General features: G+C 68.6%; 21 protein-coding genes. 7 read left to right on the top strand and 14 right to left on the bottom strand.

Annotated features, from left to right (window positions below; all coding sequences use genetic code 11):
* Positions 1–5 precede the first annotated feature (5 nt).
* Positions 6–551, bottom strand: coding sequence for a PadR family transcriptional regulator (locus A3AG_RS0107000; protein ID WP_018004731.1), 546 nt, complete (start codon positions 549–551; stop codon positions 6–8).
* 313 nt (positions 552–864) lie between these two features.
* Between A3AG_RS0107000 and A3AG_RS0107010 the strand changes: the two genes are divergently transcribed.
* Positions 865–1,086 carry a hypothetical protein gene (locus tag A3AG_RS0107010; RefSeq protein ID WP_018004733.1) on the top strand — a complete coding sequence of 74 codons (222 nt, stop codon included), beginning with the start codon at positions 865–867 and terminating at the stop codon, positions 1,084–1,086.
* A gap of 120 nt (positions 1,087–1,206) precedes the next feature.
* Here A3AG_RS0107010 and A3AG_RS0107015 read toward each other — a convergent pair whose 3' ends face one another.
* Entirely contained in the window at positions 1,207–2,346 is a 1,140-nt protein-coding gene (locus A3AG_RS0107015) for a hypothetical protein (protein ID WP_018004734.1), read from the bottom strand.
* 84 nt (positions 2,347–2,430) lie between these two features.
* Complete coding sequence (locus A3AG_RS0107020; protein ID WP_018004735.1) at positions 2,431–2,976, bottom strand: GNAT family N-acetyltransferase; 546 nt, start codon at positions 2,974–2,976, stop codon at positions 2,431–2,433.
* Between the two features lie 207 nt (positions 2,977–3,183).
* Here A3AG_RS0107020 and A3AG_RS0107025 point away from each other — a divergent pair, with 207 nt between their 5' ends.
* The gene (locus A3AG_RS0107025; protein WP_018004736.1) at positions 3,184–3,420 is read left to right on the top strand and encodes a hypothetical protein; all 237 of its coding nucleotides are present in this window, start codon (positions 3,184–3,186) and stop codon (positions 3,418–3,420) included.
* Between the two features lie 8 nt (positions 3,421–3,428).
* On the opposite strand, the gene A3AG_RS0107030 is transcribed toward A3AG_RS0107025, so the two are convergent.
* Both A3AG_RS0107030 and A3AG_RS0107035 read right to left on the bottom strand, forming a co-directional pair.
* Positions 3,429–4,772, bottom strand: coding sequence for an MFS transporter (locus A3AG_RS0107030; protein ID WP_018004737.1), 1,344 nt, complete (start codon positions 4,770–4,772; stop codon positions 3,429–3,431).
* A gap of 67 nt (positions 4,773–4,839) precedes the next feature.
* Entirely contained in the window at positions 4,840–6,585 is a 1,746-nt protein-coding gene (locus A3AG_RS0107035) for an IlvD/Edd family dehydratase (protein WP_018004738.1), read from the bottom strand.
* 225 nt (positions 6,586–6,810) lie between these two features.
* Here A3AG_RS0107035 and A3AG_RS0107040 point away from each other — a divergent pair, with 225 nt between their 5' ends.
* Positions 6,811–7,815 (top strand): LysR substrate-binding domain-containing protein, encoded by a 1,005-nt coding sequence (locus A3AG_RS0107040; protein WP_240619805.1) that lies wholly within the window; start codon positions 6,811–6,813, stop codon positions 7,813–7,815.
* Positions 7,816–7,839: 24 nt separating this feature from the next.
* On the opposite strand, the gene A3AG_RS0107045 is transcribed toward A3AG_RS0107040, so the two are convergent.
* The 4 genes from A3AG_RS0107045 to A3AG_RS0107060 all read right to left on the bottom strand — a co-directional run bounded on the left by A3AG_RS0107045 (position 7,840) and on the right by A3AG_RS0107060 (position 12,188).
* Entirely contained in the window at positions 7,840–9,015 is a 1,176-nt protein-coding gene (locus A3AG_RS0107045; protein WP_018004739.1) for an L-rhamnonate dehydratase, read from the bottom strand.
* 91 nt (positions 9,016–9,106) lie between these two features.
* Positions 9,107–10,129 (bottom strand): 4-hydroxythreonine-4-phosphate dehydrogenase PdxA, encoded by a 1,023-nt coding sequence (locus A3AG_RS0107050; protein ID WP_018004740.1) that lies wholly within the window; start codon positions 10,127–10,129, stop codon positions 9,107–9,109.
* A gap of 16 nt (positions 10,130–10,145) precedes the next feature.
* Positions 10,146–11,123, bottom strand: coding sequence for a Bug family tripartite tricarboxylate transporter substrate binding protein (locus tag A3AG_RS0107055; protein WP_018004741.1), 978 nt, complete (start codon positions 11,121–11,123; stop codon positions 10,146–10,148).
* 108 nt (positions 11,124–11,231) lie between these two features.
* Positions 11,232–12,188: a LysR substrate-binding domain-containing protein gene (locus tag A3AG_RS0107060; RefSeq protein ID WP_018004742.1), complete on the bottom strand. Its 957-nt coding sequence runs from the start codon at positions 12,186–12,188 to the stop codon at positions 11,232–11,234.
* Between the two features lie 116 nt (positions 12,189–12,304).
* Here A3AG_RS0107060 and A3AG_RS0107065 point away from each other — a divergent pair, with 116 nt between their 5' ends.
* Together A3AG_RS0107065 and A3AG_RS0107070 are read left to right on the top strand one after the other, a co-directional pair.
* Complete coding sequence (locus A3AG_RS0107065; protein WP_018004743.1) at positions 12,305–13,237, top strand: dihydrodipicolinate synthase family protein; 933 nt, start codon at positions 12,305–12,307, stop codon at positions 13,235–13,237.
* A gap of 245 nt (positions 13,238–13,482) precedes the next feature.
* Entirely contained in the window at positions 13,483–15,066 is a 1,584-nt protein-coding gene (locus tag A3AG_RS0107070; RefSeq protein ID WP_018004744.1) for an aldehyde dehydrogenase (NADP(+)), read from the top strand.
* Positions 15,067–15,077: 11 nt separating this feature from the next.
* Here A3AG_RS0107070 and A3AG_RS0107075 read toward each other — a convergent pair whose 3' ends face one another.
* Positions 15,078–16,004 (bottom strand): LysR family transcriptional regulator, encoded by a 927-nt coding sequence (locus tag A3AG_RS0107075; protein WP_018004745.1) that lies wholly within the window; start codon positions 16,002–16,004, stop codon positions 15,078–15,080.
* 209 nt (positions 16,005–16,213) lie between these two features.
* Here A3AG_RS0107075 and A3AG_RS0107080 point away from each other — a divergent pair, with 209 nt between their 5' ends.
* Together A3AG_RS0107080 and A3AG_RS0107085 are read left to right on the top strand one after the other, a co-directional pair.
* Positions 16,214–16,870, top strand: coding sequence for a dienelactone hydrolase family protein (locus tag A3AG_RS0107080; protein ID WP_018004746.1), 657 nt, complete (start codon positions 16,214–16,216; stop codon positions 16,868–16,870).
* Between the two features lie 207 nt (positions 16,871–17,077).
* On the top strand, positions 17,078–18,124 hold the full coding sequence (locus A3AG_RS0107085) for a phytoene/squalene synthase family protein (RefSeq protein ID WP_018004747.1): 1,047 nt from the start codon (positions 17,078–17,080) through the stop codon (positions 18,122–18,124).
* 37 nt (positions 18,125–18,161) lie between these two features.
* Here A3AG_RS0107085 and A3AG_RS0107090 read toward each other — a convergent pair whose 3' ends face one another.
* The 4 genes from A3AG_RS0107090 to A3AG_RS0107105 form a co-directional block, all read right to left on the bottom strand.
* The gene (locus tag A3AG_RS0107090; RefSeq protein ID WP_026164011.1) at positions 18,162–18,818 is read right to left on the bottom strand and encodes a DUF799 domain-containing protein; all 657 of its coding nucleotides are present in this window, start codon (positions 18,816–18,818) and stop codon (positions 18,162–18,164) included.
* Positions 18,815–19,276: a DUF4810 domain-containing protein gene (locus tag A3AG_RS31480; protein ID WP_018004749.1), complete on the bottom strand. Its 462-nt coding sequence runs from the start codon at positions 19,274–19,276 to the stop codon at positions 18,815–18,817. The genes A3AG_RS0107090 and A3AG_RS31480 overlap by 4 nt, the downstream gene beginning before the upstream one ends.
* 42 nt (positions 19,277–19,318) lie before the next feature.
* The gene (locus tag A3AG_RS0107100) at positions 19,319–19,990 is read right to left on the bottom strand and encodes a CsgG/HfaB family protein (RefSeq protein WP_012355068.1); all 672 of its coding nucleotides are present in this window, start codon (positions 19,988–19,990) and stop codon (positions 19,319–19,321) included.
* A 280-nt stretch (positions 19,991–20,270) separates the two neighbouring features.
* The gene (locus A3AG_RS0107105) at positions 20,271–21,278 is read right to left on the bottom strand and encodes a Bug family tripartite tricarboxylate transporter substrate binding protein (protein WP_018004750.1); all 1,008 of its coding nucleotides are present in this window, start codon (positions 21,276–21,278) and stop codon (positions 20,271–20,273) included.
* Positions 21,279–21,316 lie beyond the last annotated feature (38 nt).

Here is a 21,316-nt window from a genome sequence, read left to right on the forward strand (position 1 = left end):
TGCCGCTACAGCAGCGGCAGCAGGGCCTCGCCCCACGCCACCCAGTCGGTCTCGAAGCGGATACCGCGCTGCAGCAGCGCATAGCGCAGTTGCTGCGCGCGGTCCATGTCCGGCGCCGAGAAATCGCGCCGCTCGATTGCCAGGTAGGTCTCGAGGCGGGCACGGTGCAGCGCGATCAGCCGCCGCATCTCGTCAGTCAGCCCGAGCGGGCCGATCACCGCATCGGCGCGCAGCTTGACCAGGATCTCCTCGCGCTGGTCCAGTCCCGCGCCCGGCGCCAGCACCCAGCGCGCCAGTTCGTCGCGGCCCGCGGGCAACACCCGGTAGACCTTTTTGCGGTTGCGCCGGTCGGCCGCGGCCTCGCCTTCGGCCGCGTCGCTTTCATCGGCGGCAATCCAGCCGCTGTCCGCCATGCGGCCCAGTTCGCGATAGATCTGCTGGTGCGTGGCATGCCAGAAATAACCGATGGAGCGGTCAAAGCGCCGCGCCAGGTCATAGCCGGACGAAGGCTTTTCGATCAGGGAGATCAACAAGGCGTGCTGGGTCGACATGCGTCTGCTGGGCGCGGGGATGATGGAGTGGATTCAGGCAGCACAGCGCGCCGACAGGCGCGCCGGTCACCGCACTTTCAAAAACTGGCGCTATGGTAGCGCAATGCCGGTCAGCGCCCGACGCACCCCGCCCGATATGACGGCGAGCGATATATTCGTCGATTTTGTCAGTTAAGAAATTTCCCGCCAGACAGAATTAAAAAATGCTGAATGGCATTTCCGGCCGCTGTGCCATACATTCCATACATTGAAGCTGTGCGAGCAAAAACGATCCGACCCCCGGCCGCACCATGCAGAACTTTGGAGTGTGTCCATGACCGGAAGAATCCTGCTTGCCGAAGACCGCGACGTGCCCTGGGAGGCCGACGCGCGTCCGCTCGGCCTGCTGGCGCCAGTGCACGACAAGGCGCCAGTTTATTACCGCCTGCCCGATACGCCTGACGGGCACCATATCAAGGAATATCCCAGCGGGCTGCGCCAGCTGGTGCGTTTTGTCGGCGTCGAGGAACAGGTCGTCAAATACAACCTGAGCTGATCGCGCGCCACCGTTTTCCCTGTGGTTGTCTCCTCCGAGCCCGATCCTGCGGGCAGGGACTTGAACCCGCGAGCTTCGCGGGTTTTTTCTTGCCGTGACGGTGCCAGGACGCGAGTCGCCTCAGAGCTGCGGCGCGCGGCAGGCCGCGCCGCCGGCATTGGCCGCCTCAGGCATGCCGAACACGGCCCGTGCCCCGCACTGCGACCCGAACATGCGCGCCTGGTCGTGGCCCACGCCCACCACTTCATACGCCTGGTGGCGCGTGACCAGGCCCGGGCCGGCGAGGTAGCGCTCGTAGCGCAGGTAGCCGCGCGCACGCTGCAGCCGCGTGGGGCCCTCCGCCTCGGCGCCGCACGCTTTGTCGAGCACGCGGTGGTTGGGATCGTTGTCCTCGGTGCCGGCCAGATAGGTCACCTCGCGCCCGGCATAGCGCCGGAACAGCGCCATGCCGTCGGCGCCTTTGGCATACGGCACCATGTCCTGCATGCCATAGCGGTATTTGTCGTAGTCCGGGCAACGGGCCAGGTCATACGGCGCGAACGACTTGCCGTCGGCGCCAGCCGGCCGCACCGGCGTGAAATACAGGTACGAAGACGGATTGGCCACGACGTAGCGCAGCTCGATGCCGCCCGCCCGGATGCGCTCGTCGACATTGTTGAGCACCGCGTAGCGGTGCACGATCTGCGCGCCGCCGGAGTGGCCGGCCACCGTCACCTTGCGCACCTGCGGCAGCCGCGCCTTGTCGGTGAAGCGTGCGAGCAGGTCGTCCAGCACCTGCAATGAGCTGACGCGCGCCGGGCCCTCGAGCGCGTCCTCGCCGCTGAGCCAGCCCTGCACCGACCAGTGCGGCATGCCGGTAAAGCCCTTGTTGCGGTCAGGCGTGCCGGGAAAATTCGGCGCCACCAGCAGCACCTCGTCCGGGTTGCGGCCGCTGGCCTTCAGCAGTGCCGCGCCGGCGGCAAAGTAGTCGTCGCCGTTGCGCTGCAGGCCATGCTGGACCAGCACGACTTCGCGGATACCCGACAGGTCTCCGTCGAGCCGATGGCTGGCGTAGACCGGGAAGTCATAACCGGCGCCCGCGCCGAGATGCACGCGCTGCCACTGCGGCGCGGCGGCCGTGGGAGTGGCGGGATTGCCCGCGGCGGGCGGCACTGCCGGGGAGCCGGCGCAGCCGGCCAGTACCGCGATGGTAGCGGCGGCAAGGGCGCGCGCCAGATGCGAACGGGCAGGTTGCGGCAGGCGGGCGGTCGACGGCGTCATGGCAGGTGGTCTCCGGTTGGCATGCCGGCGATGGTAGGCCAGTGGCACGCGGCATGGCAACGCCCGCCGCGCTGCCATGTTGCCCTACGCCAGCCGCCTGGCCAGCGCCGCCACGTCGGGCCACGTGACGCGCCGCACCATCACGCGCAGGGCGGGTCCGTGGAAATCGTCCTCGAACGGCTCGGAGGCCTCGCCGCCCAGCCGCTGGTAGAACTCGCGCGCCTGCGTATTGGCCTCCAGCACATAGAGGAACAGCGGCTGCCCCGGCCAGCCCTGCGCGACCCGTTGCGCGCAATGGGCCAGCAGCCGCTTGCCCAGCCCCTGGCCATGGAACGCCGGCAGGACATGCAGGTTGTCCAGGTAGATGCCGAAGCGCGGCTCGGCCCGCGGCAACAGGCAGGCAAAGCCGGCGGCCTCGCCGTCGACCAGCGCCAGCGTGACCTCGGCCGGGCCATCAGCGCCGTCGTGCATGCGCGCGCGCCAGGCGGCCAGTCGTTCGGGGTAGGCCTGATCGCGCAGGTAGGCGTCCGGCAGCATGCCGGCGTAGGTGTGCTGCCAGCTGACGGCGTGCATGGCGGCGAGCCGGTCGGCATCGGCGGCGGTGGCGGGTATCAGCGCAAGTTCGGGCATGGGACGAGACGGGAACGGCACAGCGGTGCAGGGCGCACGGCAAGCGCCCATTGTGCCCGCGACATGCCAAAGCTTGCAAAAGGCGGAGGAAGGGTTTGCAATCGTGGTCCCCGGCACACCCGGCCTTCCCGTGCGCGCCGCCGCGGCAGCGGGAACGAAGGTTGCAGCAGCCCTGGCACCCCCCGCGCAAGCAAAAGGAAGCCTTATATGTACATGGTCTACTGGTCCGAAGCCCTCGGCACCGGCTTGACGCCGCACGCGCAGTCGTTCCCCAGCGACGCGATGCGCGAGGCGCTGCGCTTTACCGAAGCGCTGCGCCAGCGCCAGCACGCGGGCGAGGCGGTCAGCTTTGTCACGCTGTGCTCGGAAAACCCCGACTCGGTCGGCCGCGCCGGCGCGGCCGACCCGCCGCCCGACTATGAGTGGAAGAAGCGGCGGCCTTGAACTGGCGGTCAGGCGCGCCCGGCCGTCGGCCGCAGCGCGGCGCGCACGACAAAGGCCATCAGCACCGCAAACAGCAGCATCGCCGCCAGGAAGTACAGCCCGGCCGCAAGGCTGCCGGTGGCGTCCTTGATCACGCCGATGCCATACGGCCCGAAATAGCCGCCAAGATTGGCCAGCGAGTTGATGGTGGCGATGCCCACCGCGGCGCTGGCGCCGGTCAGGAATTCGCCGGGCAGCGCCCACACCACGGCCTGGATCGAATAGATCGAGAACGCGGTCAGGCAGATAAACAGGAACTGCAGCACCGGCGACTGCACCCATGCGCTCAGCGTTATGGTAATCGCCGCCATGCCGGACACCACCACGATATGGCCGTAGCGCTCGCGCTTGCGGTCGGAATGGCGCGGCACCAGCCAGAGCCCGACCACGGCAAACAGGTAGGGCACGGCCGACAGCAGGCCGGTCATCGCATCGGTGACGCCGAACTGCTTGATGATGGTCGGCAGCCACAGTGACAGCCCGTAGATGCTGAGCGGAAACGGCAGGAACAGCAGCGACAGCAGCAGCACGCGCTTGTCCCTGAGCGCCCGCAGCGGGTTGCCGTGCGATTTCAGCGCATAGGCGGCCTGGTCCGCGGCCAGCTCGCGCTCGATCCAGGCGCGGTCCGCGGGCGCCAGCCACGCGGCGCTGGCCGGCGACTCGGGCAGCAGCCTCAGCGTCGGCAGGCACAGCAGCACCGCGGGCAGGCCGCTCAGCACGAACAGCGTCTGCCAGTTGCTCATGCCGAACAGCCCATGCGTGGACAGCACCAGCCCGGCAAGCGGACCGGTGATGATCAGCGCGATCGGCTGCGCCAGCACCAGCAGGCCGATGATGCGCGCGCGATGCCGCATCGGGAACCACTTGGTCAGGAAGTAGAGGATGCCCGGATACAGCCCCGCTTCGGCCGCGCCCAGCAGGAAGCGCAGCACGTAGAAGCTGTGCGCGCCCTGCGTGAACGCCATCGCCATGGTGATCACGCCCCAGGTGAACAGGATGCGCGCAAACCAGCGGCGCGCGCCAAAGCGCTCCAGCGCCAGGTTGCTCGGCACTTCGCACAGGAAGTAGCCGATAAAGAACAGGCCCGCGCCCAGGCCATAGGCCGCATCGCTGATGCCGATGGCCGCGTTCATGTGCAGCTTGGCGAAGCCGACCACCGAGCGGTCGATATACGCGACCACGTAGATCAGCGCCAGGAACGGGATCAGCCGCCGCACCAGCATGCCGACGATGCGGTGCTCCTCCGCGGCTTGTACAGTTTCACCCCGGGTCGGGGCGGCGCGCTCCAACGGCGCGGTCTGGGTGCCTTGCATGGCGGGTCTCCTTGTTTTGTCTTGTCGTGGCCGCCGCGTCTGGCGGTCGGCGCTGGGGTGCAGTGGCTCAGTGCGAGTGGCGCGGCACCTCGCGGCCGCGGCAGCCCACCAGGAAGTCCAGGTCGCAGCCCTGGTCGGCCTGCAGCACGTGGTTGACGTACAGCTTGCGATAGCCGCCGTCGGCCGGGGCCTGCAGCGGCTGCACGTCGGCCATGCGGCGTTCGAACTCGGCTTCGTCGATGTCCAGGTGCAGGCGTCCGGCCTCGCAGTCGAGCTCGATCCAGTCGCCGTCGCGCACGATCGCCAGCGGACCCCCGGCGGCCGCTTCCGGCGCCACGTGCAGCACCACCGTGCCGTAGGCGGTGCCGCTCATGCGCGCGTCGGAAATCCGCACCATGTCCTTGACGCCCTGGCGCAGCAGCTTGGGCGGCAAGCCCATGTTGCCGACCTCGGCCATGCCCGGGTAGCCGCGCGGCCCGCAGCGCTTGAGCACCAGCACCGAGTTCTCGTCGACCTCGAGCGACTCGTCGACGATGCGTTCCTTGTAATGCTCCAGGTTCTCGAACACCACCGCGCGGCCGCGGTGGCGCAGCAGCCTGGGCGTTGCCGCCGACGGCTTGAGCACCGCGCCGCGCGGCGACAGGTTGCCGCGCAGGATGCGGATGCTGCCGTCGCGGATCAGCGGCTTATCCAGCGGGCGGATGACTTCGTCGCTGGTGATCGGCGCATCCCGGACGTTGTCCCAGAGCGCCTTGCCGTTGACGGTGAGCGCGCCGGGATGCGGCAGCAGCCCGGCCTCGCCCAGGCGGCGCAGCACCGCGGGCAGGCCGCCGGCATAGTAGAACTCTTCCATCAGGAAGCGGCCCGACGGCATCAGGTCGACGATGGTCGGCGTGTCGCGTCCCACCGTGCTCCAGTCTTCCAGTTCCAGCGGCACGCCGATGCGGCCGGCGATCGCCTTCAGGTGGATCACGGCGTTGGTCGAGCCGCCGATCGCCGCATTGACCCGGATCGCGTTCTCGAACGCCTGGCGCGTCAGGATCTTGGACAGCGTCAGGTCTTCGCGCGCCATCTCGACGATGCGGATGCCGGACATGTGCGCCAGCACGTAGCGGCGCGCATCGACCGCGGGGATTGCCGCGTTGTGCGGCAGCGAGGTGCCCAGCGCCTCGGCCATGCATGCCATGGTCGAGGCCGTGCCCATGGTGTTGCAGGTGCCGGCCGAGCGCGACATGCCGGCCTCGGCCGACAGGAACTGGTGCAGGTTGATCTCGCCCGCCTTGAGCGATTCATGCAGCTGCCACACCGCGGTGCCCGAGCCGATGTCCTTGCCGTCGAGCTTGCCGTTGAGCATCGGCCCGCCGGTAACGACGATGGCCGGCACGTCGCAGCTGGCCGCGCCCATCAGCAGCGCGGGCGTGGTCTTGTCGCAGCCGGTCAGCAGCACCACGGCATCGATCGGGTTGCCGCGGATCGCTTCCTCGACGTCCATCGCGGCCAGGTTGCGCGTCAGCATCGCGGTCGGGCGCAGGTTGGATTCGCCGTTGGAGAACACCGGGAATTCGACCGGGAAGCCGCCCGCCTCATACACGCCGCGCTTGACGTGCTCGGCGAGCTTGCGGAAGTGCGCGTTGCAGGGCGTGAGTTCCGACCAGGTATTGCAGATGCCGATGACCGGGCGCCCGTCGAAGGCGTGGTCGGGAATGCCCTGGTTCTTCATCCAGCTGCGGTACATGAAGCCGTTCTTGTCGGCGGTGCCGAACCACGCGCTCGAGCGCAGCGGCTTGCGTTGCTTGTCGTTGGAATCCGACATGTTGTTCCTGGTGCGGGGCCGCCATCGCTGGCGGCGGGAATGGCAGGGACGACGGATCCAGCGGCACGCGCCTTTCGGCGGCGGGTGGACGCGGCGGGCGCGGCACCACGCTGTCTCCGGTCGTTATGTTTTGTGGGAGGCAGTGTATGCAGCTTGCCGATATGCTACTAATGAAGAGTTCGGCCTTTGCCATATCGATTTCGGCATCAGTACAAACCCTAGTCCATGCCAGCCAGCCCTGCCGCCCCCGCTTCCTCCGCGACTTCCCCGGCCCCCGAGGCCCTGCCGACGTGGCACAACCACACTCGTCTCAAGACCCGCCAGCTATTGCTGCTGCTGGCCGTGGCCGACGAAGGCAGCATCCACCGCGCGGCCGAGCGGCTGGCGATGACGCAGCCGGCCGCGTCCAAGCTGCTGCGCGAGCTGGAGGAACTGCTGTCGGTGCCGCTGTTCGAGCGCCTGCCGCGCGGCATGGCGCCGACCGACTACGGCCGCGCGATGATCCGGCACGCGCGCGCGGTGGTGGGCAGCCTGAACCAGGCGCGCGAAGAGGTATTGGCGCTGAAGGCCGGCCGCCTCGGCCATGTGGCGATCGGCGCGATCACCTCGCCGGGGGTGCGGCTGCTGCCCGCGGCGATCGCGCAGGTCAAGGCGCGCTATCCGGGGTTGCGGGTCTCGGTCGAGATCGACAACAGCAACGTGCTGCTCGACCGCCTGGGGCAGGAAAAGCTGGACATGGTGGTGGCGCGCCTGTTTCCCGAGCACGACAAGGGTCGGCTGCGCTACGAGCCGATGGCGCAGGAGCCGGTCTGTGCGGTGGTGCGGCCGGGCCATCCGATGCTGGCGGCGCGCGGCCTGTCGCTGGCCGACGCCGCCGACGCGGCCTGGCTGATCCCGCCCGCTGGCACCGTGCTGCGTCACCGCTTCGAGCTGATGTTCCAGCGCGCCAGCCTGGCGCCGCCGGTCAACGTGGTCGAGACCGCCGCGCTGCTGTTCCTGACGCGCATGGTGACGCAGTCGGACATGATCGCGGTGCTGACCGCCGATGTGGCGCAGTACTACGCCGCGTTCGGCATGGTGGAAATCCTGCCGATGGCAATGCCCTGCCATATGGACGACTTCGGCCTGATCACGCCGACCGACCGGCTGATGTCGCCCGGCGCGCTGCTGGTCGCCGAGGCGCTGCGCGAGGCCGCGCAGGCGATCTATGGCGGGCACGCGCCGGGGTGAGACGGCGCGTGCTTGCTGCCGGCGTCAGCCGAGGATGTCGAACTGGTCGAAATACGCTTGGTTCAGTTCCAGTCCCAGCCCCGGCAGGTTGTCGTCAAGCTGCAGGTAACCGTTGTCCGGCGCCGGATCGCCCTTGAAGATGTAGTAGAACAGCTCGTTGCCGACCTCGACGTCGTGCACCGGGAAGTACTCCGCCATCGGCGACGCGGTCGATGCCATGGTCAGGTGGTAGTTGTGCATCTGGCCGGCGTGCGGGATCACCGGCACCGACCAGGCCTCGGCCATGGCATTGATCTTCTGCGCCGCGGTGATGCCGCCGACGCGGTTGGTGTCGTACTGGATCACGTCGACCGCGCGGCGCTCCAGCAGATCCTTGAAGCCGTACGAAGTGAACTCGTGCTCGCCGCCGGAGATCGGGAACGGACTGGCCTTCTTCAGCTCGACATAGCCTTCGATATCGTCGGCAATCACCGGCTCTTCGAGCCAGCGCGGGTTGAACTCGGCCAGGCGCGGCAGCATGCGGCGCGCGTATTCGAGGGTCCAGCCCATGTAGCATTCCAGCATGATGTCGACGCCGTCGCCGACCAGCTCGCGCAGCAGCCGCACCTGCTCGAGGTTCTTCTGCATGCCGGCGGGGCCGTCCTTGGGGCCGTAGCCGAAGCGCATCTTCATCGCGGTAAAGCCCTGGTCGAGGTAGCGCTGCGCTTCGGCCAGGAAGGCATCGCGGTCGTCGTTGTTGTAGAGCTTGGACGCGTAGCACCAGATCTTTTCCTTGGTGCGCCCGCCCAGCAGCTTGAACACGGGCTTGCCGACGGCCTTGCCCATCAGGTCCCACAGCGCGATATCCACCGCCGAGATCGCCGCCATGCCGATGCCCTTGCGGCCCCAGGCGTGGGTGCGGCGGTACATCTTCTGCCACAGGTATTCGTTGTCGAACGGGTCCTGGCCGAGCACCACCGGTGCCAGGTACTGGTCGACGATCTGCTTGGCCACGCGCGGCGCCAGCGCGCAGTTGCCGATGCCGACCAGGCCGGTATCGGTCTCGATCTCGACCACCATCCAGCCGTGGAAGCGGAACGAGCCCATGGCGTCGCCGCGCTCGAACAGGATGTCGGTGGCGTTGGTGCAGAAATGCGCCTGCGGCGGCACGATCTTGCCCTTCCATTCGAAGACGCGGGCGCGGACGTTGGTGATCTTCATATTCAGCTCCTGATGGCAATGCGTTGGCGCGAACGCGCCCCGGCCGCGCCGGGGGCGGTCATGCTGGATTCCGGTAGGGACGGTCGGGTGGCTAGGCTTGGGCGGCGGCGCGCCGTTGCGCGCCCATGCGGCAGGCGATCTGGAACGCCTGCAGCGTGGCGCCGGGATCGGCGCGGCCCTGCTGCGTGATGTCGAACGCGGTGCCGTGCGCGGGCGTGGTGATCGGCACCGGCAGCCCGCCCTGCACCGTCACGCCGCGCGAGAAGCCCATCAGCTTGATGCCGATCTGGCCCTGGTCGTGGTACATGGTGACGATGGCGTCGAACTGCCGCTGCGACGGCCCGCCCTGCACTTTCAGGAAGATGGTGTCGGCCGGGAACGGGCCCTGCGCATCGACGCCTCGCTCGCAGGCCGCGGCGACAGCGGGTGCAATCACGTCGATCTCTTCGCGGCCGAAGGCGCCGTTGTCGCCGTTGTGCGGGTTCAGGCCGCAGACCGCGATGCGCGGGCTGGCCATGCCGGCGCGGCGCAGCGCCTGGTCGATCAGGTCGATCGCACCGCCGACGCGCTCCGGCGTGATCATGGCCGGCACGTCCTTGAGCGCGACGTGCGAGGTCACGCGCGAGGTCCACAGCCCGTCCAGCACGTTGAACTCGCAGAAGTCGCCGTGGTAGCCGAGCTGCTCGGCGAACCAGTGCAGTTCGTCGCTATGGGCCATGCCGGCGGCGTGCAGCGAACTCTTGTTCAGCGGCCCGAACAGGATCGCATCGGCCTGTCCGGCCTGTGCCAGCTCCAGCGCCAGCTTCAGCGTGCCCAGGCTGTAGCGCCCGCCTTCGGCGCTGGCCACGCCGCGCGCATAGGCCGGGCGGTCGGGCACCTGCCAGTGGTACAGGCGCGGCTGGCCATCGGCGGCGAAGGCGGGCACCTCGGTCTCGGCCAGTGCCAGCTCGACCCCCGCGACTTGCATGCCGTGGCGCCATTCGGCGCGGTCGGCGATCAGCAGGATCTCGGCCTGCGCGGCGGTGCCGGCATCGGCCAGCAGCCGGGCGATCAGTTCGGGACCGATGCCGGCGGGGTCGCCCAGCACCATGGCGATTCTTGGACGGGAATGCATGAGGCTTCCGTGGAGGTTATTGATCGAGCTTGACGCCGAGTTCCGCGATCAGCTTGCCATAGCGCACGTATTCGGCACGCGAGAACGCATCGAACTGCGCCGCGGTGAGCGCGCCGGGCACCGCGCCCACATCGGCCAGCCGGCGCACGGTGTCGGGATCCTTGATCACCGTGGCGAGCGCGCCGCCGAGCTTCTGCAGCGTCGCCGGCGGCGTGCCGGCCGGGGCATAGACCCCGTACCACGCGCTCATCTGGATGCCCGGCACGCCGGCTTCGGCCAGCGTGGGCACGTTGGGCAGCAGCGCCGAGCGCTGGTCGGCGGTCACCGCCAGCGCGCGCAGCTTGCCGGCCTTGATATGGCCGATGACCGAGGGCATGGTCTCGAAGCTCATGTCCACCTGCCCGCCCATCAGGTCCACCAGCGCGCTGCTGCTGCTCTTGTACGGCACGTGCAGCAGCTTGCCCTTGATCTGGCGCGCGAAGGCCGCGCCGGCCAGGTGCTGGGTGCTGCCCACCCCCGACGAGCTGTAGCGGAACTTGTCCGGATTCGCCTGGATCTGCGCCACCAGCGCCCTGACGTCGCGCGCCGTCACCTGGCTGTTGACCACCAGCACATTGGGCACGGTCGACACCAGCGCCACCGGCGCCAGGTCCTTGAGCGGATCGAACTGCAGCTTGAGCAGGTGCGGCGCGATCGCCTGCGAGGTGACCACGCCCATCAACAGCGTATTGCCGTCCGCCGGCGCCTTGGCGGTGATGTCCGCGGCGATGGTGTTGGATGCGCCGGGGCGGTTGTCCACCACCACCGGCTGCTTCAGTTGCGCGGCAAGCTTGTCGGAGACGATGCGCGCCATCACGTCGGTGCCGCCGCCCGGCGCGGCGCCCACCATCAGCCGCACCGGCCGCGTGTCCTGGGCCCATGCCGCGCCTGTTGTCGCGGCCGCCGCGGCCATCGTGGCGAGGCCGGCGAGTGTGCCGGCGATCCATGTCTTCATTGCTGTCTCCGTCGTGTGCTGTCCGGCTCTGCGGCGCGGATGGCCAGACTATAGGAGCATCAGTGATTCGCCACTACTGACGTTTTTTGAACTGGCGATTACCTGGCGTTATACCTCGGCCTCGGCCGCATCGGATCCGCGCCGGCGTGTTTTCAGGATAGCCACCAGCTGCCGCGCCGCCGCCGACAGGCCGCCGCCGCGCCGCGTGACGATGCCGAAGGTCTGCTGGCGCGACTGCAGCCGCACCGGCAGGATGCGCAGCATCTTCTGGCGCGCGAACATGGCGGCGACGCCCGCGGGCAGCAGCGATACCAGCCGGGGATCGCCCTGCAGCATCGCCACCGTGACGAACGCCGACGAGGTCGACACCGCATTGGCCGGGAAGCTCATGCCAGCCAGGTCCAGTTCGCGCTGCAGCAGCGCATGCATCGGCATATGGCCGGCATACGTGATCCAGCGATATCCCGCGAGGTCGGCAAACCCCATCGCGGCCGGGCGCGGCGCGGGATGCGAACGGCCAACCACCACCGCCACCTGCTCGTCGCCAAGCGGGTGGTAGTGGTAGCGCGCCGGCTCGTCGCTGACCAGCGAGCGGCCGATCACCAGGTCCAGGTGGCCGTCGTCGAGCAATTCCAGCAGGCGGCGGCTGGTGTCCTCGATCACTTCCAGCGCCAGCTCCGGGTGCGCCTGGCGCAACTGCGCCAGCGCCGGCACCAGCACCTCGGGCACCGCGCCCATGATGGTGCCGACGGCAACGCGCCCGCCGCTGCCGGCGCGGATGCCGGCCACCTCGTCGCACATCGCGCCCAGGTCCGCCACCAGCTGGCGCGCATGCCGGATCACGCAATGGCCGAAGGCGTTGGGCCGCATGCCGCGCCGGGAGCGCTCGAACAACGGTGCCTCCAGCATGCTTTCCAGCTCCTGCAGCGACTTGCTCGCGGCGGACTGGGTCATCGCCATGGCCGCGGCCGCCTGGTGCAGCGAGGCCTGCTCGTCCAGCGCGATCAGCAGTTGCAGCTGCTTCACGCGCAGGCGGCCCATGACGGTCTCGAGGGTGGATTTCATGACAGGTATCAGTGAGTCGCAAAAGCGATCACCAGATGGAAAGGTTTCAATATACAGCCCGCCGGACGGCTCGTATATTGGCCCGATCCTTTTACCGCCAGCCCGGAGACAGACCAATGACCCGCAGCCCAACCCCCACCGTCTACCGCGGCGTATTCCCGGTGGCGCCCACCATCTTCGACGCGCAAGGTGGGCTAGACCTGGACGGCCAGCGCCGCTGCATCGACTTCATGATCGATGCCGGCTCGCACGGCCTGTGCATCCTGGCCAATTTCTCCGAGCAGTTCGTGCTCAGCGACGACGAGCGCAACGTGCTGATGAAAACCGTGCTGGAGCACGTCGACGGCCGCGTGCCGGTGATCGTCACTACCACGCATTTCAGCTCGCGCCTGTGCGCCGAGCGCAGCCGCGCGGCGCAGGACGCGGGCGCGGCCATGGTGATGGTAATGCCGCCCTACCACGGCGCCACCATCCGCATGCCCGAGCGCAGCATCTATGAATTCTTCGCCACGGTCTCGGACGCCATCGACATCCCGATCATGATCCAGGACGCGCCGGTCAGCGGCACCACGCTGAGCGCGCCCTTCCTCGCGCGCATGGCGCGCGAGATCGGCAATGTGTCGTACTTCAAGATCGAGGTGCCGCAGGCCGCGGCCAAGCTGCGCGAGCTGATCGAGCTGGGCGGCGACGCCATCGTCGGCCCGTGGGACGGCGAAGAGGCCATCACGCTGATGGCCGACCTGGAAGCGGGCGCCACCGGCGCCATGACCGGCGCGGGCTTTCCCGACGGCATCCGCCAGATCCTCGATGCCTGGCAGGCCGGCGACGCGGAGCTGGCCGCGCAGCGCTACCAGCAATGGCTGCCGCTGATCAACTACGAAAACCGCCAGGGCTGGCTGGCCACCAGCAAGGTGCTGATGCAGGCAGGCGGCGTGATCGCGTCGGACGCGGTGCGCCACCCGCTGCAGCCGATGCACCCGGCCACGCGCGAAGGGCTGATGCGGATCGCGCGGCGGCTGGATCCGCTGGTGTTGCGGTGGGGGCGGTGAGGCTCTTGGCCTTGATGCGCTGGCGCCTCGCGTCGAGAAGCGCTGGCCCTCACCCCACTCCTCTCCCGCAAGCGGGAGAGGGAGCACCCAGCACGCATTTGCCACGCCCGCGGTTTGCTCCCCCTCTCCCGCCTTGCGGGAGAGGGGCGGGGGGTGAGGGCCGGCGCATCCACGAAGCGCTATCCCTGACGATGCCTCCGCCTGTCGCAGATACGAAGTCCGCTCCATCTTTCAAAAATCCCACCATGACCCTCACCGGCAACCTCCTGATTGGCCGCCAGTCCCCGCGCGGCACCCACGGCACCCTCCACGCCATCGACGCCGCCACCGGCACCCAACTGGAACCCGCCTTCGGCGGCGCCACGCCCCAGCAACTCGAGCACGCCTGCGCCCTCGCCTGGGAGGCGTTCGACACCTACCGCGAAACCGCCCCCGAGCGCCGCGCCGATTTCCTTGAAACCATCGCCGCCAACATCCTGGCGCTGGGCGATGCGCTGGTCGACCGCTGCGTCGCCGAATCCGGCCTGCCGCGCGCCCGCATCGAAGGCGAGCGCGGCCGCACCGTGGGCCAGCTGCGACTGTTCGCGAACATGCTGCGCCAGGGCGATTTCCTTGAGCTGCGCGTGGACCCGGCCCAGCCCGAGCGCAAGCCGCTGCCGCGCCCGGACCTGCGCCTGCGCCATATCCCGCTGGGACCGGTGGCGGTATTCGGCGCCAGCAATTTCCCGCTGGCCTTTTCGGTCGCGGGCGGCGACACGGCATCGGCACTGGCCGCCGGCTGCCCCGTCATCGTCAAGGCGCATCCGGCGCATCCCGGCACCTCGGAGCTGATCGGCCGCGCCATCCAGCAAGCCGTGGCCGCCATGGACCTGCCCGAAGGCACGTTCTCGCTGCTGTTCGACGCCGGCCTGGAAATCGGCCAGGGCCTGGTGCGCGATCCGCGCATCAAGGCGGTGGGCTTCACCGGCTCGCGCGCGGGCGGCATGGCGCTGATGGCGCTGGCCGCGGCACGCCCGCAGCCCATCCCGGTGTTTGCCGAGATGAGCAGCGTCAACCCGGTGCTGCTGTTCCCGCATGCGCTGGCCAGCCGCGCCGAAGCCATCGGCACCGCCTTCGCCGATTCGCTGACGCTGGGCGCCGGCCAGTTCTGCACCAATCCCGGCCTGGTGCTGGCGGTTGCAGGGCATGACCTGGATCGCTTCCTGCAGGCCGCTTCGGCGCGGCTTGCCACGCTGCCGGCGGCGACCATGCTGACGCCGGGCATCCATCGCGCCTATTGCGGCGGCGTCGCCTCGCTGGCCGGCCACGCGCAGGTACAGACCGTCGCGCGCGGCCCCGCAGGATCGGCCACGCAGGGACAGGCCGCCCTGTTCGCCACCGACGCCGCCGCCTTCCTCGCCGACCCGGCGCTGCGCCACGAAGTCTTCGGCGCCGCCGCGCTGGTGGTGCGCTGCCGCGAGCTGGCCGAGGTGCGCGGCATCATCGACACGCTCGAAGGCCAGCTGACCGTCGCGCTGCATCTCGACGACGCCGACCACGACGCCGCCCGCGCGTTGCTGCCCGCGCTGGAACGGCTGGCGGGACGCATCCTGGTCAATGGCTTCGGCACCGGCGTGGAAGTCGGCCATGCGATGGTGCATGGCGGTCCGTGGCCGGCGACCTCCGACGGCCGCAGCACCTCGGTGGGCAGCCTGGCGATCGCGCGCTTCGTGCGCCCGGTCAGCTACCAGGACATGCCGGCCGGGCTGCTGCCCGCTTCGTTGCGCCCGGACAGCCCGCAGCGGCACCACTGGCGCGTCGACGGCAAACTGCCCGGCCCCGCCGAATAAGCGCTCACCTGCTAGCGCGACCGCGCCCGCAACGCATCGATCAGCAGGCTCATCGACGCGGTCGGCGGGCGGCCGCGCCGCGTGACGATGCCATACGGCCCCAGCTTGCGCGGCAACGGCAGAGGCAACACCGACAGCGCGCCCAGGCGGCCATAGTAGGCCGCCACCGACTCCGGCAACACCGCGATCAGCTCGCTGTCCGCCAGCAACGAGGTGGTCATCAGCACCGCCGCGGTCTCGATGGTCGACGGCGGCGCCGGCACGCCGGCATCCTCGAACGAGCGGTCGATCAGCGCGCGCATCGGGCTCGGGCGCGGCTGCATGATCCAGGGGTAGCGCGTCAGCTCCGCGAACGACAGCTTGCGGCGCCGCGCCAGCGGATGCTGCGGCCCGACCACGATGGCCAGCCCCTCGTCGCCCAGCTGCTCGAACTCCAGCCCGCTGCTGTCCCAGCCGTCCGGCACCCGGCCCAGCACCAGGTCGAGCTGGTCGCGCTCGAGCTGCGGCATCAGCACGTCGCTGGTCTCGACGTGCACCGCCACCTCCAGCCGGGGATGATCGCGGTTCAGTTGCCGGATCACGTCGGCAAGCAGCCCCGGCGTCGGCGCCATCACCGCACCGACGCGCACACGCCCGATCTTGCCGGATTCCAGCGCCACCAGCTCGTCGCGCAAGCCGCCCATGTCCGCAAACACCAGCCGCGCGTAGCGCGTCGCCGCCAGCCCGAAGCGCGTCGGCCGCAGCCCGCGCGCATGGCGCTCGAACAGCGGCACGCCGAGCAGGTCTTCCATGTCCTGCAGCATCTTGCTGACCGCGGGCTGCGTCAGCGTCAGCGCTTCCGCGGCCTGCCGCAGCGAGCCGCGCTCTTCCACCGCGAGCAGCAGGCGCAGGTGCTGCATCTTGAGGCGGCCGTGGAGGGTGCTGACGGGTGGGATCATGGGAGCGGTGAAGGCGCGGATGCCAGGACAGGCTCGCGCCCGTGAGCGCAGATTCTTATCGCTTTGCCCAGGATGGTCAACCTGCCGGGATTGCGCTACGGGTCGCTGGCCCCGCTGCCACGCCCGCCCTATAGTGGAATGCGATGCGGCCGGTTGTCACCCACGGTGCTCCGGGGCCGCATCCGATACATCCAAGGGAGGCCCGCGCCATGCATGGCGGTGCAAACACCACCGAGGTGACGATCCCGGCCGCCGGCGTGATCCTGCAAGGCATCCTCGCGCTGCCCCCGGGCTGCGCGGCATTGGTGCTGTTCGCGCACGGCACGGGCAGCTCGCGCCATAGCCCGCGCAATCGCTACGTGGCAGCCGAACTCAATCGCTGCGGCATGGGAACCTTGCTGATGGACCTGCTGCTGCCCGACGAAGACCAGGTGCAGGCGATCCGCTTCGACGTCGCGCTTCTTGCCGAGCGGCTTGCCCATGCCACCCGCTGGCTCACCCAGCAGGCCGGCATGCCACGCCACCTGGGCTACTTCGGCGCCAGCATTGGTGCCGCCGCATCGATTCGCGCCGCCAGCATGTCGCCGGTCCCGATCGGTGCCATCGTCTCGCGCGGCGGCAGGGTCGACCTGGCGGGCGCCGACGCCCTTGCCAGCTTGGAGACACCGACCATGCTGATCGTCGGCGGGCTCGATGTCGGCGTGCTGGAACGGAACGAGTCCGCCTTCGCCGAGCTGTCCTGTCCGAAGAAGCTGGTGATCGTACCCGGCGCTTCCCATCTGTTCGAAGAGCCCGGCGCGCTGGAATCGGTGGCGCGCCTGGCGGCGCAATGGTTCGAGCGCTATCTGTGCAAGGCATCGTCCTGAGCAACGGGTCGCCTGCGCTCGATGGCTGCATGTCTTTCGCGACGATGGAATCATCTGGCCCGGTGCAACGTTCCGCTTGCCCTTGCATGCCCCGGACTGTTCCCTTCCTGACAAGGCGCAAGCGACGCCGCAGGTACAATGTCCCGGCCCGCGTTCTTGCCGAGCGGGCGCATCCACGCCAATTTCTCAAGGGACAGGTCACCACCGATGCGCGACACCAGCCGGGCATTCCTCCTTGGTCCGCTGCTCAAAGGCGTGTCGCGTTCGTTCTACCTGACGCTGCGCGTGCTGCCCGCGCGCATGCGAGATCCGGTCGGGCTGGCCTATCTGCTCGCGCGCGCCGCGGACACCATTGCGGATACCGCGCTGATCGCGCCGGAACGGCGGCTGGCATTGCTGTTGTCGCTGCGCGAGCAGGTCAACGGCGTCAATGCCGGGGCAGCGCCGACGCCAGACTTCGCGGCAGAAGTGGCAAGCCGCCAGGAACAGTCCGACGAACGCATCCTGCTCGCGTCGCTTGCACACGCGCTGGCGGCGCTGGCGCAACTGGAGCCGGCAGACCGCACCGCGGTGCGGCAGATCGTGTCGACACTGACCGAAGGGATGGAATTCGACCTGCGCACGTTCCCTGATGAACGCGCGGGGCGCATCGTCGCGCTGCGTGAAGTGCAAGCGCTGGACCGCTATACCTACCTGGTCGCCGGCTGCGTGGGCGAGTTCTGGACCCGCATGGCCGCCGCCCACATGCCCGGTGCGATCGGCGACACCGAGACCATGCTGCGCCGCGGGGTTCGCTTTGGCAAAGCCCTGCAGATGACCAATGTGCTGCGCGACTGCGGCAAGGATCTGCGCATCGGCCGCTGCTACCTGCCCGAGCCGATGCTGGCGCGGCACGGTCTGCATCCGCAGGACCTGCTGCGCCCGGACGCCTCCACGCTCGCGCGCCCGCTGATGTTCGAGCTGGTGCCCATCACGCTGGAACACTTCGAACAGGCGCTGGCCTATACGCTGGCTATCCCGGCGCGCTTCGTCAGGCTGCGGCTGGCCTGCCTGTGGCCGGTGCTGATCGGCATGGAGACGCTGAAGCGCCTGGTGCGCAATGATGACTGGCTCGATCCCGCCAGGGCATCGCGGCTGCCCCGCAGCGGGGTTTACCGGATCCTGGCGGGCTCGTTGCCGGCGGTGCTGTCGAACCGGCTGTTGCGCTTCTGGTTTGCACGCCAGAAGCGCGCTATCTCCGCCATCGTCCGCTGAGGCGGGCACCGCCGTTGCCGCCCCGGGCGGGACGACCTTAGTCGGACTGGTACTTCGGCGAGCGCGGCCCATACAGCAGGCCGCCGGGCTGGCCCGCCGCCAGCAGCCGGTAGCTGGTGCTGCCTGCCACGGTATAGCTGGCGTCCATGGTGTGGTTCATCGCCTGCGTGATGGCCGCACTGATCAGCATGCCGATCAGCCCGCCGCCGCTGCTGGAGCTGTCGGTGGCAGCCACCGCGGTGCCGGACCACAGGACGTCGCCGTTCCTCAGGTCGACCAGCTTGGCGTTGGCCGCCACCCGGGTCACGCTGCTGAGGATCTGGTACCGGGAGCCGTACTCGGTCACGGTGACGTACAGCGCCGCGTCGGCGCCGAAGATCTCGTGCAGCTTGGCCAGCGGCACGGCATGGATGTCGTCCGGCACCGTCAGGCCGTTCTGCCGGAAGGTTTCGTCGACCACGGCCACGGGCAGCACGTAGTAGCCCGATTCCGCCAGCGGGAAGGTGGCTTGCGACAGCATGGCATAGGTGGCCTTGATGTCGGGCGACGTATTCTGCGGCGGCAAGACCACGATCGAACGCGGCCGGCTGGCCTTGAAGGCGGAGTAATCCACCTGCTTGGTCGGCACGGCACAGCCGGCGAACAGCATGGCCATGGCCATGCCTGCCACACAGGTAAGGAGACGGCGCATCATTTGGAGCTCCTTGCGGTGGTGGCGGTGGTGGCGGTGGTGTTGGTGGTGGCGGTGCCGTTATCCTTGCCGGCGGCGGCGCCGGTCTTGATGTCGGTGCGGGTATCGCTCTTCACGTTCCTCAGCAGGAAATCCATATAAGGCGCCGATTCCGGAAACAGCGTCTTTTCGGTCTGGAATTCCTTGATCATCTGGTCGCCCTTGCCGATGTTCAGGTACAGCAGGCCAAGCTGGGCGTGATAGCCCGGCGGCACCGACCCGCTCTGCGCCTGGATCTTCTGCAGCCCGCTTTCCAGCGCCGTGATCTGCGCTTCTCTGGACTCGCCCTTGAAATATTCGTAGACCTGCGTCTGATAGCCCTCCCACTGGTACATGGGCTTGGGCGCCGCGCAGCCGGCAAGCAGGAGGCTGCCGGCGGCCGACAATAATGCTGCGCGATGCAGCATGACCGTGTTCATCATTGTTGTTCTCGTTGCGTTGGATTCAGCGCCGCGACCGGGCGCTTATTGCTGGGCCGGCTTCCAGGCGCCGGTTTCGATGGCGCTGACCAGGTTGTTCACGGCCTCGCGCATGGCCAGGTCCATGACCTTGCCGTTGAGCGTCGAGTCATAGCTGGCCGTGCCGCCAAACCCGATCACCTCGCGGTTCGACAGCTTGTATTCGCCCGCGCCTTGCGTGGCATACACGACTTCCGAGGTGTTGATGTTGACGATGTTGAGATTGACCTTGGCATACGCCACTTGCTCGCGGCCGCGGCCGAGGATGCCGAACAGCTGCACGTCGCCGACTTCCTTGCGCCCGAACTCGGTGATATCGCCGGTCACCACATAGTCGGCGCCCTTGAGGCGTTGCGCCTGGTTCTTGATCGCCGCCTCGCGCTTGATCTCTTCCAGGTTCTCGCGCTCCAGCACATTGAAGCGGTTGGTCTGCTGCAGATGGGTTACCAGGCTGGTCTTGGCCTGGCCACTGAGGCGGTCGATGCCGTCCGAGAACACGCCGCGCATGTAGTTGGAGCGGTTGTCGAACTTGCCGACGGCAATCGGCGTGCGCACGCCGTTATAGGGCCGGCTGGCGCTTTCCACCTTCTGCACCGGCAAGGCGGTCGAGGTCTCGGTGGCGCAGCCTGCCAGCAGCAGCGCGGCGGCGGCCGCGCCGAGCAGGCAGCACGATTTCATGGTTTTCACTTGGTTTTCTCCCTGTTGTGATTGAGCGGATGCCATGGCGCACGCGCGCCATGGCGGCCCGCAGCGCGCCATGCTACACCGCGACCTGCCAGGGAAAAACAATCTGGATCAACAGGCTGGCGCGGCGGACACACGGATCGCCGTCCTGTCTTTACGGCAGGCATTGGCAGATCCTTAGCCGCGCCCGCATAAACGCACCGAACGGAGCAAAAAAAAAACCGGCCCACCGGGCCGGTTCGATACGCTCCGCAGCAAGCGCTCGGTTGGATGCTCAATCCACCGTCGCCCCCGAAGCCTTCACCACCTTCGCCCACTTGGCCGTTTCCGACTTCATGAACGCGGCCAGCTGGGCCGGCTTTTCCGGGTTGGGCTCGGCGCCCTGGTCGGCCATCTGCTTCTTCACGTCCGGCATGGCGAGGATCTTCACCACTTCGGCGTTGAGGCGGTCGACGATGGCCTGCGGCGTGCCGGCGGTGGCGTACAGGGCGAACCACGAGGTGGCTTCATAGCCGGGTACGCCCGATTCGGCCACGGTCGGCACGTTGGGCAGCGCCGGCGAGCGCTTGGCCGAGGTCACCGCCAGCGCGCGCAGCTTGCCCGCCTTCACGTGCGGGTACGACGACGGCATGTTGTCGAACATCAGGCCGATCTGGTTGCCCAGCAGGTCGTTGACGGCCGGAGCGCTGCCCTTGTACGGGATGTGCTGGATATGCAGGCCGGTCATCGAGTTGAACAGCTCGCCCGACAGGTGCATCGACGAGCCGCTGCCCGACGAGCCGTACGACAGCTTGTCCGGGTTGGCCTTGACGTAGGCGATCAGTTCCTTGATGTTGTTGACCGGCACCTTGGGGTTGGCGACCACCAGGTTCGGCACCATCGCCACGCGGCTGATCGGCGCGAAGTCCTTGACCGGGTCGTACGGCAGCTTGGAGTACAGCGACTGGTTGATGGCGTGCGTGCCGATCGTGCCCATGAACAGCGTGTAGCCGTCGCCCGGGGCCTTGGCGGCCAGCGAGGCGCCGATGTTGCCGCCCGCGCCCGGACGGTTGTCGACCACCACCGGCTGGCCGAGCACCTTGCCCAGCTGCAGGCCGACGATGCGGGCCAGGATGTCGGTGGTGCCGCCGGCCGAGAACGGCACGATCAGCGTGATCGGCTTGGTCGGATAGCCGCCCTGCGCATGGGCGGCGCCGGCAAAGCCGGCGAAGGTGGTGGCCAGCGCCACGCCGGCGGCAAGCAGGCGGCGGCGCGTGGTGGAGGTCTGGGAATCTTGTCTCATCGGTAATGCTCCGGTGCTATGTCGTTCCGGCGGTGATC

Origin of the sequence: Cupriavidus neocaledonicus, from assembly GCF_000372525.1 — a bacterium.
GTDB classification, from domain to species: Bacteria; Pseudomonadota; Gammaproteobacteria; order Burkholderiales; family Burkholderiaceae; genus Cupriavidus; species Cupriavidus neocaledonicus.

Coding starts and splice junctions, on each gene's coding strand:
- A3AG_RS0107015 (WP_018004734.1), bottom strand. CDS start 2,346: ATGACGCCGTCGACCGCCCGCCTGCCGCAACCTGCCCGTTCGCATCTG.
- A3AG_RS0107070 (WP_018004744.1), top strand. CDS start 13,483: ATGACCCTCACCGGCAACCTCCTGATTGGCCGCCAGTCCCCGCGCGGC.
- A3AG_RS0107055 (WP_018004741.1), bottom strand. CDS start 11,123: ATGAAGACATGGATCGCCGGCACACTCGCCGGCCTCGCCACGATGGCC.
- A3AG_RS31480 (WP_018004749.1), bottom strand. CDS start 19,276: ATGATGAACACGGTCATGCTGCATCGCGCAGCATTATTGTCGGCCGCC.
- A3AG_RS0107065 (WP_018004743.1), top strand. CDS start 12,305: ATGACCCGCAGCCCAACCCCCACCGTCTACCGCGGCGTATTCCCGGTG.
- A3AG_RS0107030 (WP_018004737.1), bottom strand. CDS start 4,772: ATGCAAGGCACCCAGACCGCGCCGTTGGAGCGCGCCGCCCCGACCCGG.
- A3AG_RS0107000 (WP_018004731.1), bottom strand. CDS start 551: ATGTCGACCCAGCACGCCTTGTTGATCTCCCTGATCGAAAAGCCTTCG.
- A3AG_RS0107090 (WP_026164011.1), bottom strand. CDS start 18,818: ATGATGCGCCGTCTCCTTACCTGTGTGGCAGGCATGGCCATGGCCATG.
- A3AG_RS0107100 (WP_012355068.1), bottom strand. CDS start 19,990: ATGAAATCGTGCTGCCTGCTCGGCGCGGCCGCCGCCGCGCTGCTGCTG.
- A3AG_RS0107075 (WP_018004745.1), bottom strand. CDS start 16,004: ATGATCCCACCCGTCAGCACCCTCCACGGCCGCCTCAAGATGCAGCAC.
- A3AG_RS0107085 (WP_018004747.1), top strand. CDS start 17,078: ATGCGCGACACCAGCCGGGCATTCCTCCTTGGTCCGCTGCTCAAAGGC.
- A3AG_RS0107105 (WP_018004750.1), bottom strand. CDS start 21,278: ATGAGACAAGATTCCCAGACCTCCACCACGCGCCGCCGCCTGCTTGCC.
- A3AG_RS0107035 (WP_018004738.1), bottom strand. CDS start 6,585: ATGTCGGATTCCAACGACAAGCAACGCAAGCCGCTGCGCTCGAGCGCG.
- A3AG_RS0107025 (WP_018004736.1), top strand. CDS start 3,184: ATGTACATGGTCTACTGGTCCGAAGCCCTCGGCACCGGCTTGACGCCG.
- A3AG_RS0107020 (WP_018004735.1), bottom strand. CDS start 2,976: ATGCCCGAACTTGCGCTGATACCCGCCACCGCCGCCGATGCCGACCGG.
- A3AG_RS0107040 (WP_240619805.1), top strand. CDS start 6,811: ATGCCAGCCAGCCCTGCCGCCCCCGCTTCCTCCGCGACTTCCCCGGCC.
- A3AG_RS0107010 (WP_018004733.1), top strand. CDS start 865: ATGACCGGAAGAATCCTGCTTGCCGAAGACCGCGACGTGCCCTGGGAG.
- A3AG_RS0107080 (WP_018004746.1), top strand. CDS start 16,214: ATGCATGGCGGTGCAAACACCACCGAGGTGACGATCCCGGCCGCCGGC.
- A3AG_RS0107050 (WP_018004740.1), bottom strand. CDS start 10,129: ATGCATTCCCGTCCAAGAATCGCCATGGTGCTGGGCGACCCCGCCGGC.
- A3AG_RS0107045 (WP_018004739.1), bottom strand. CDS start 9,015: ATGAAGATCACCAACGTCCGCGCCCGCGTCTTCGAATGGAAGGGCAAG.
- A3AG_RS0107060 (WP_018004742.1), bottom strand. CDS start 12,188: ATGAAATCCACCCTCGAGACCGTCATGGGCCGCCTGCGCGTGAAGCAG.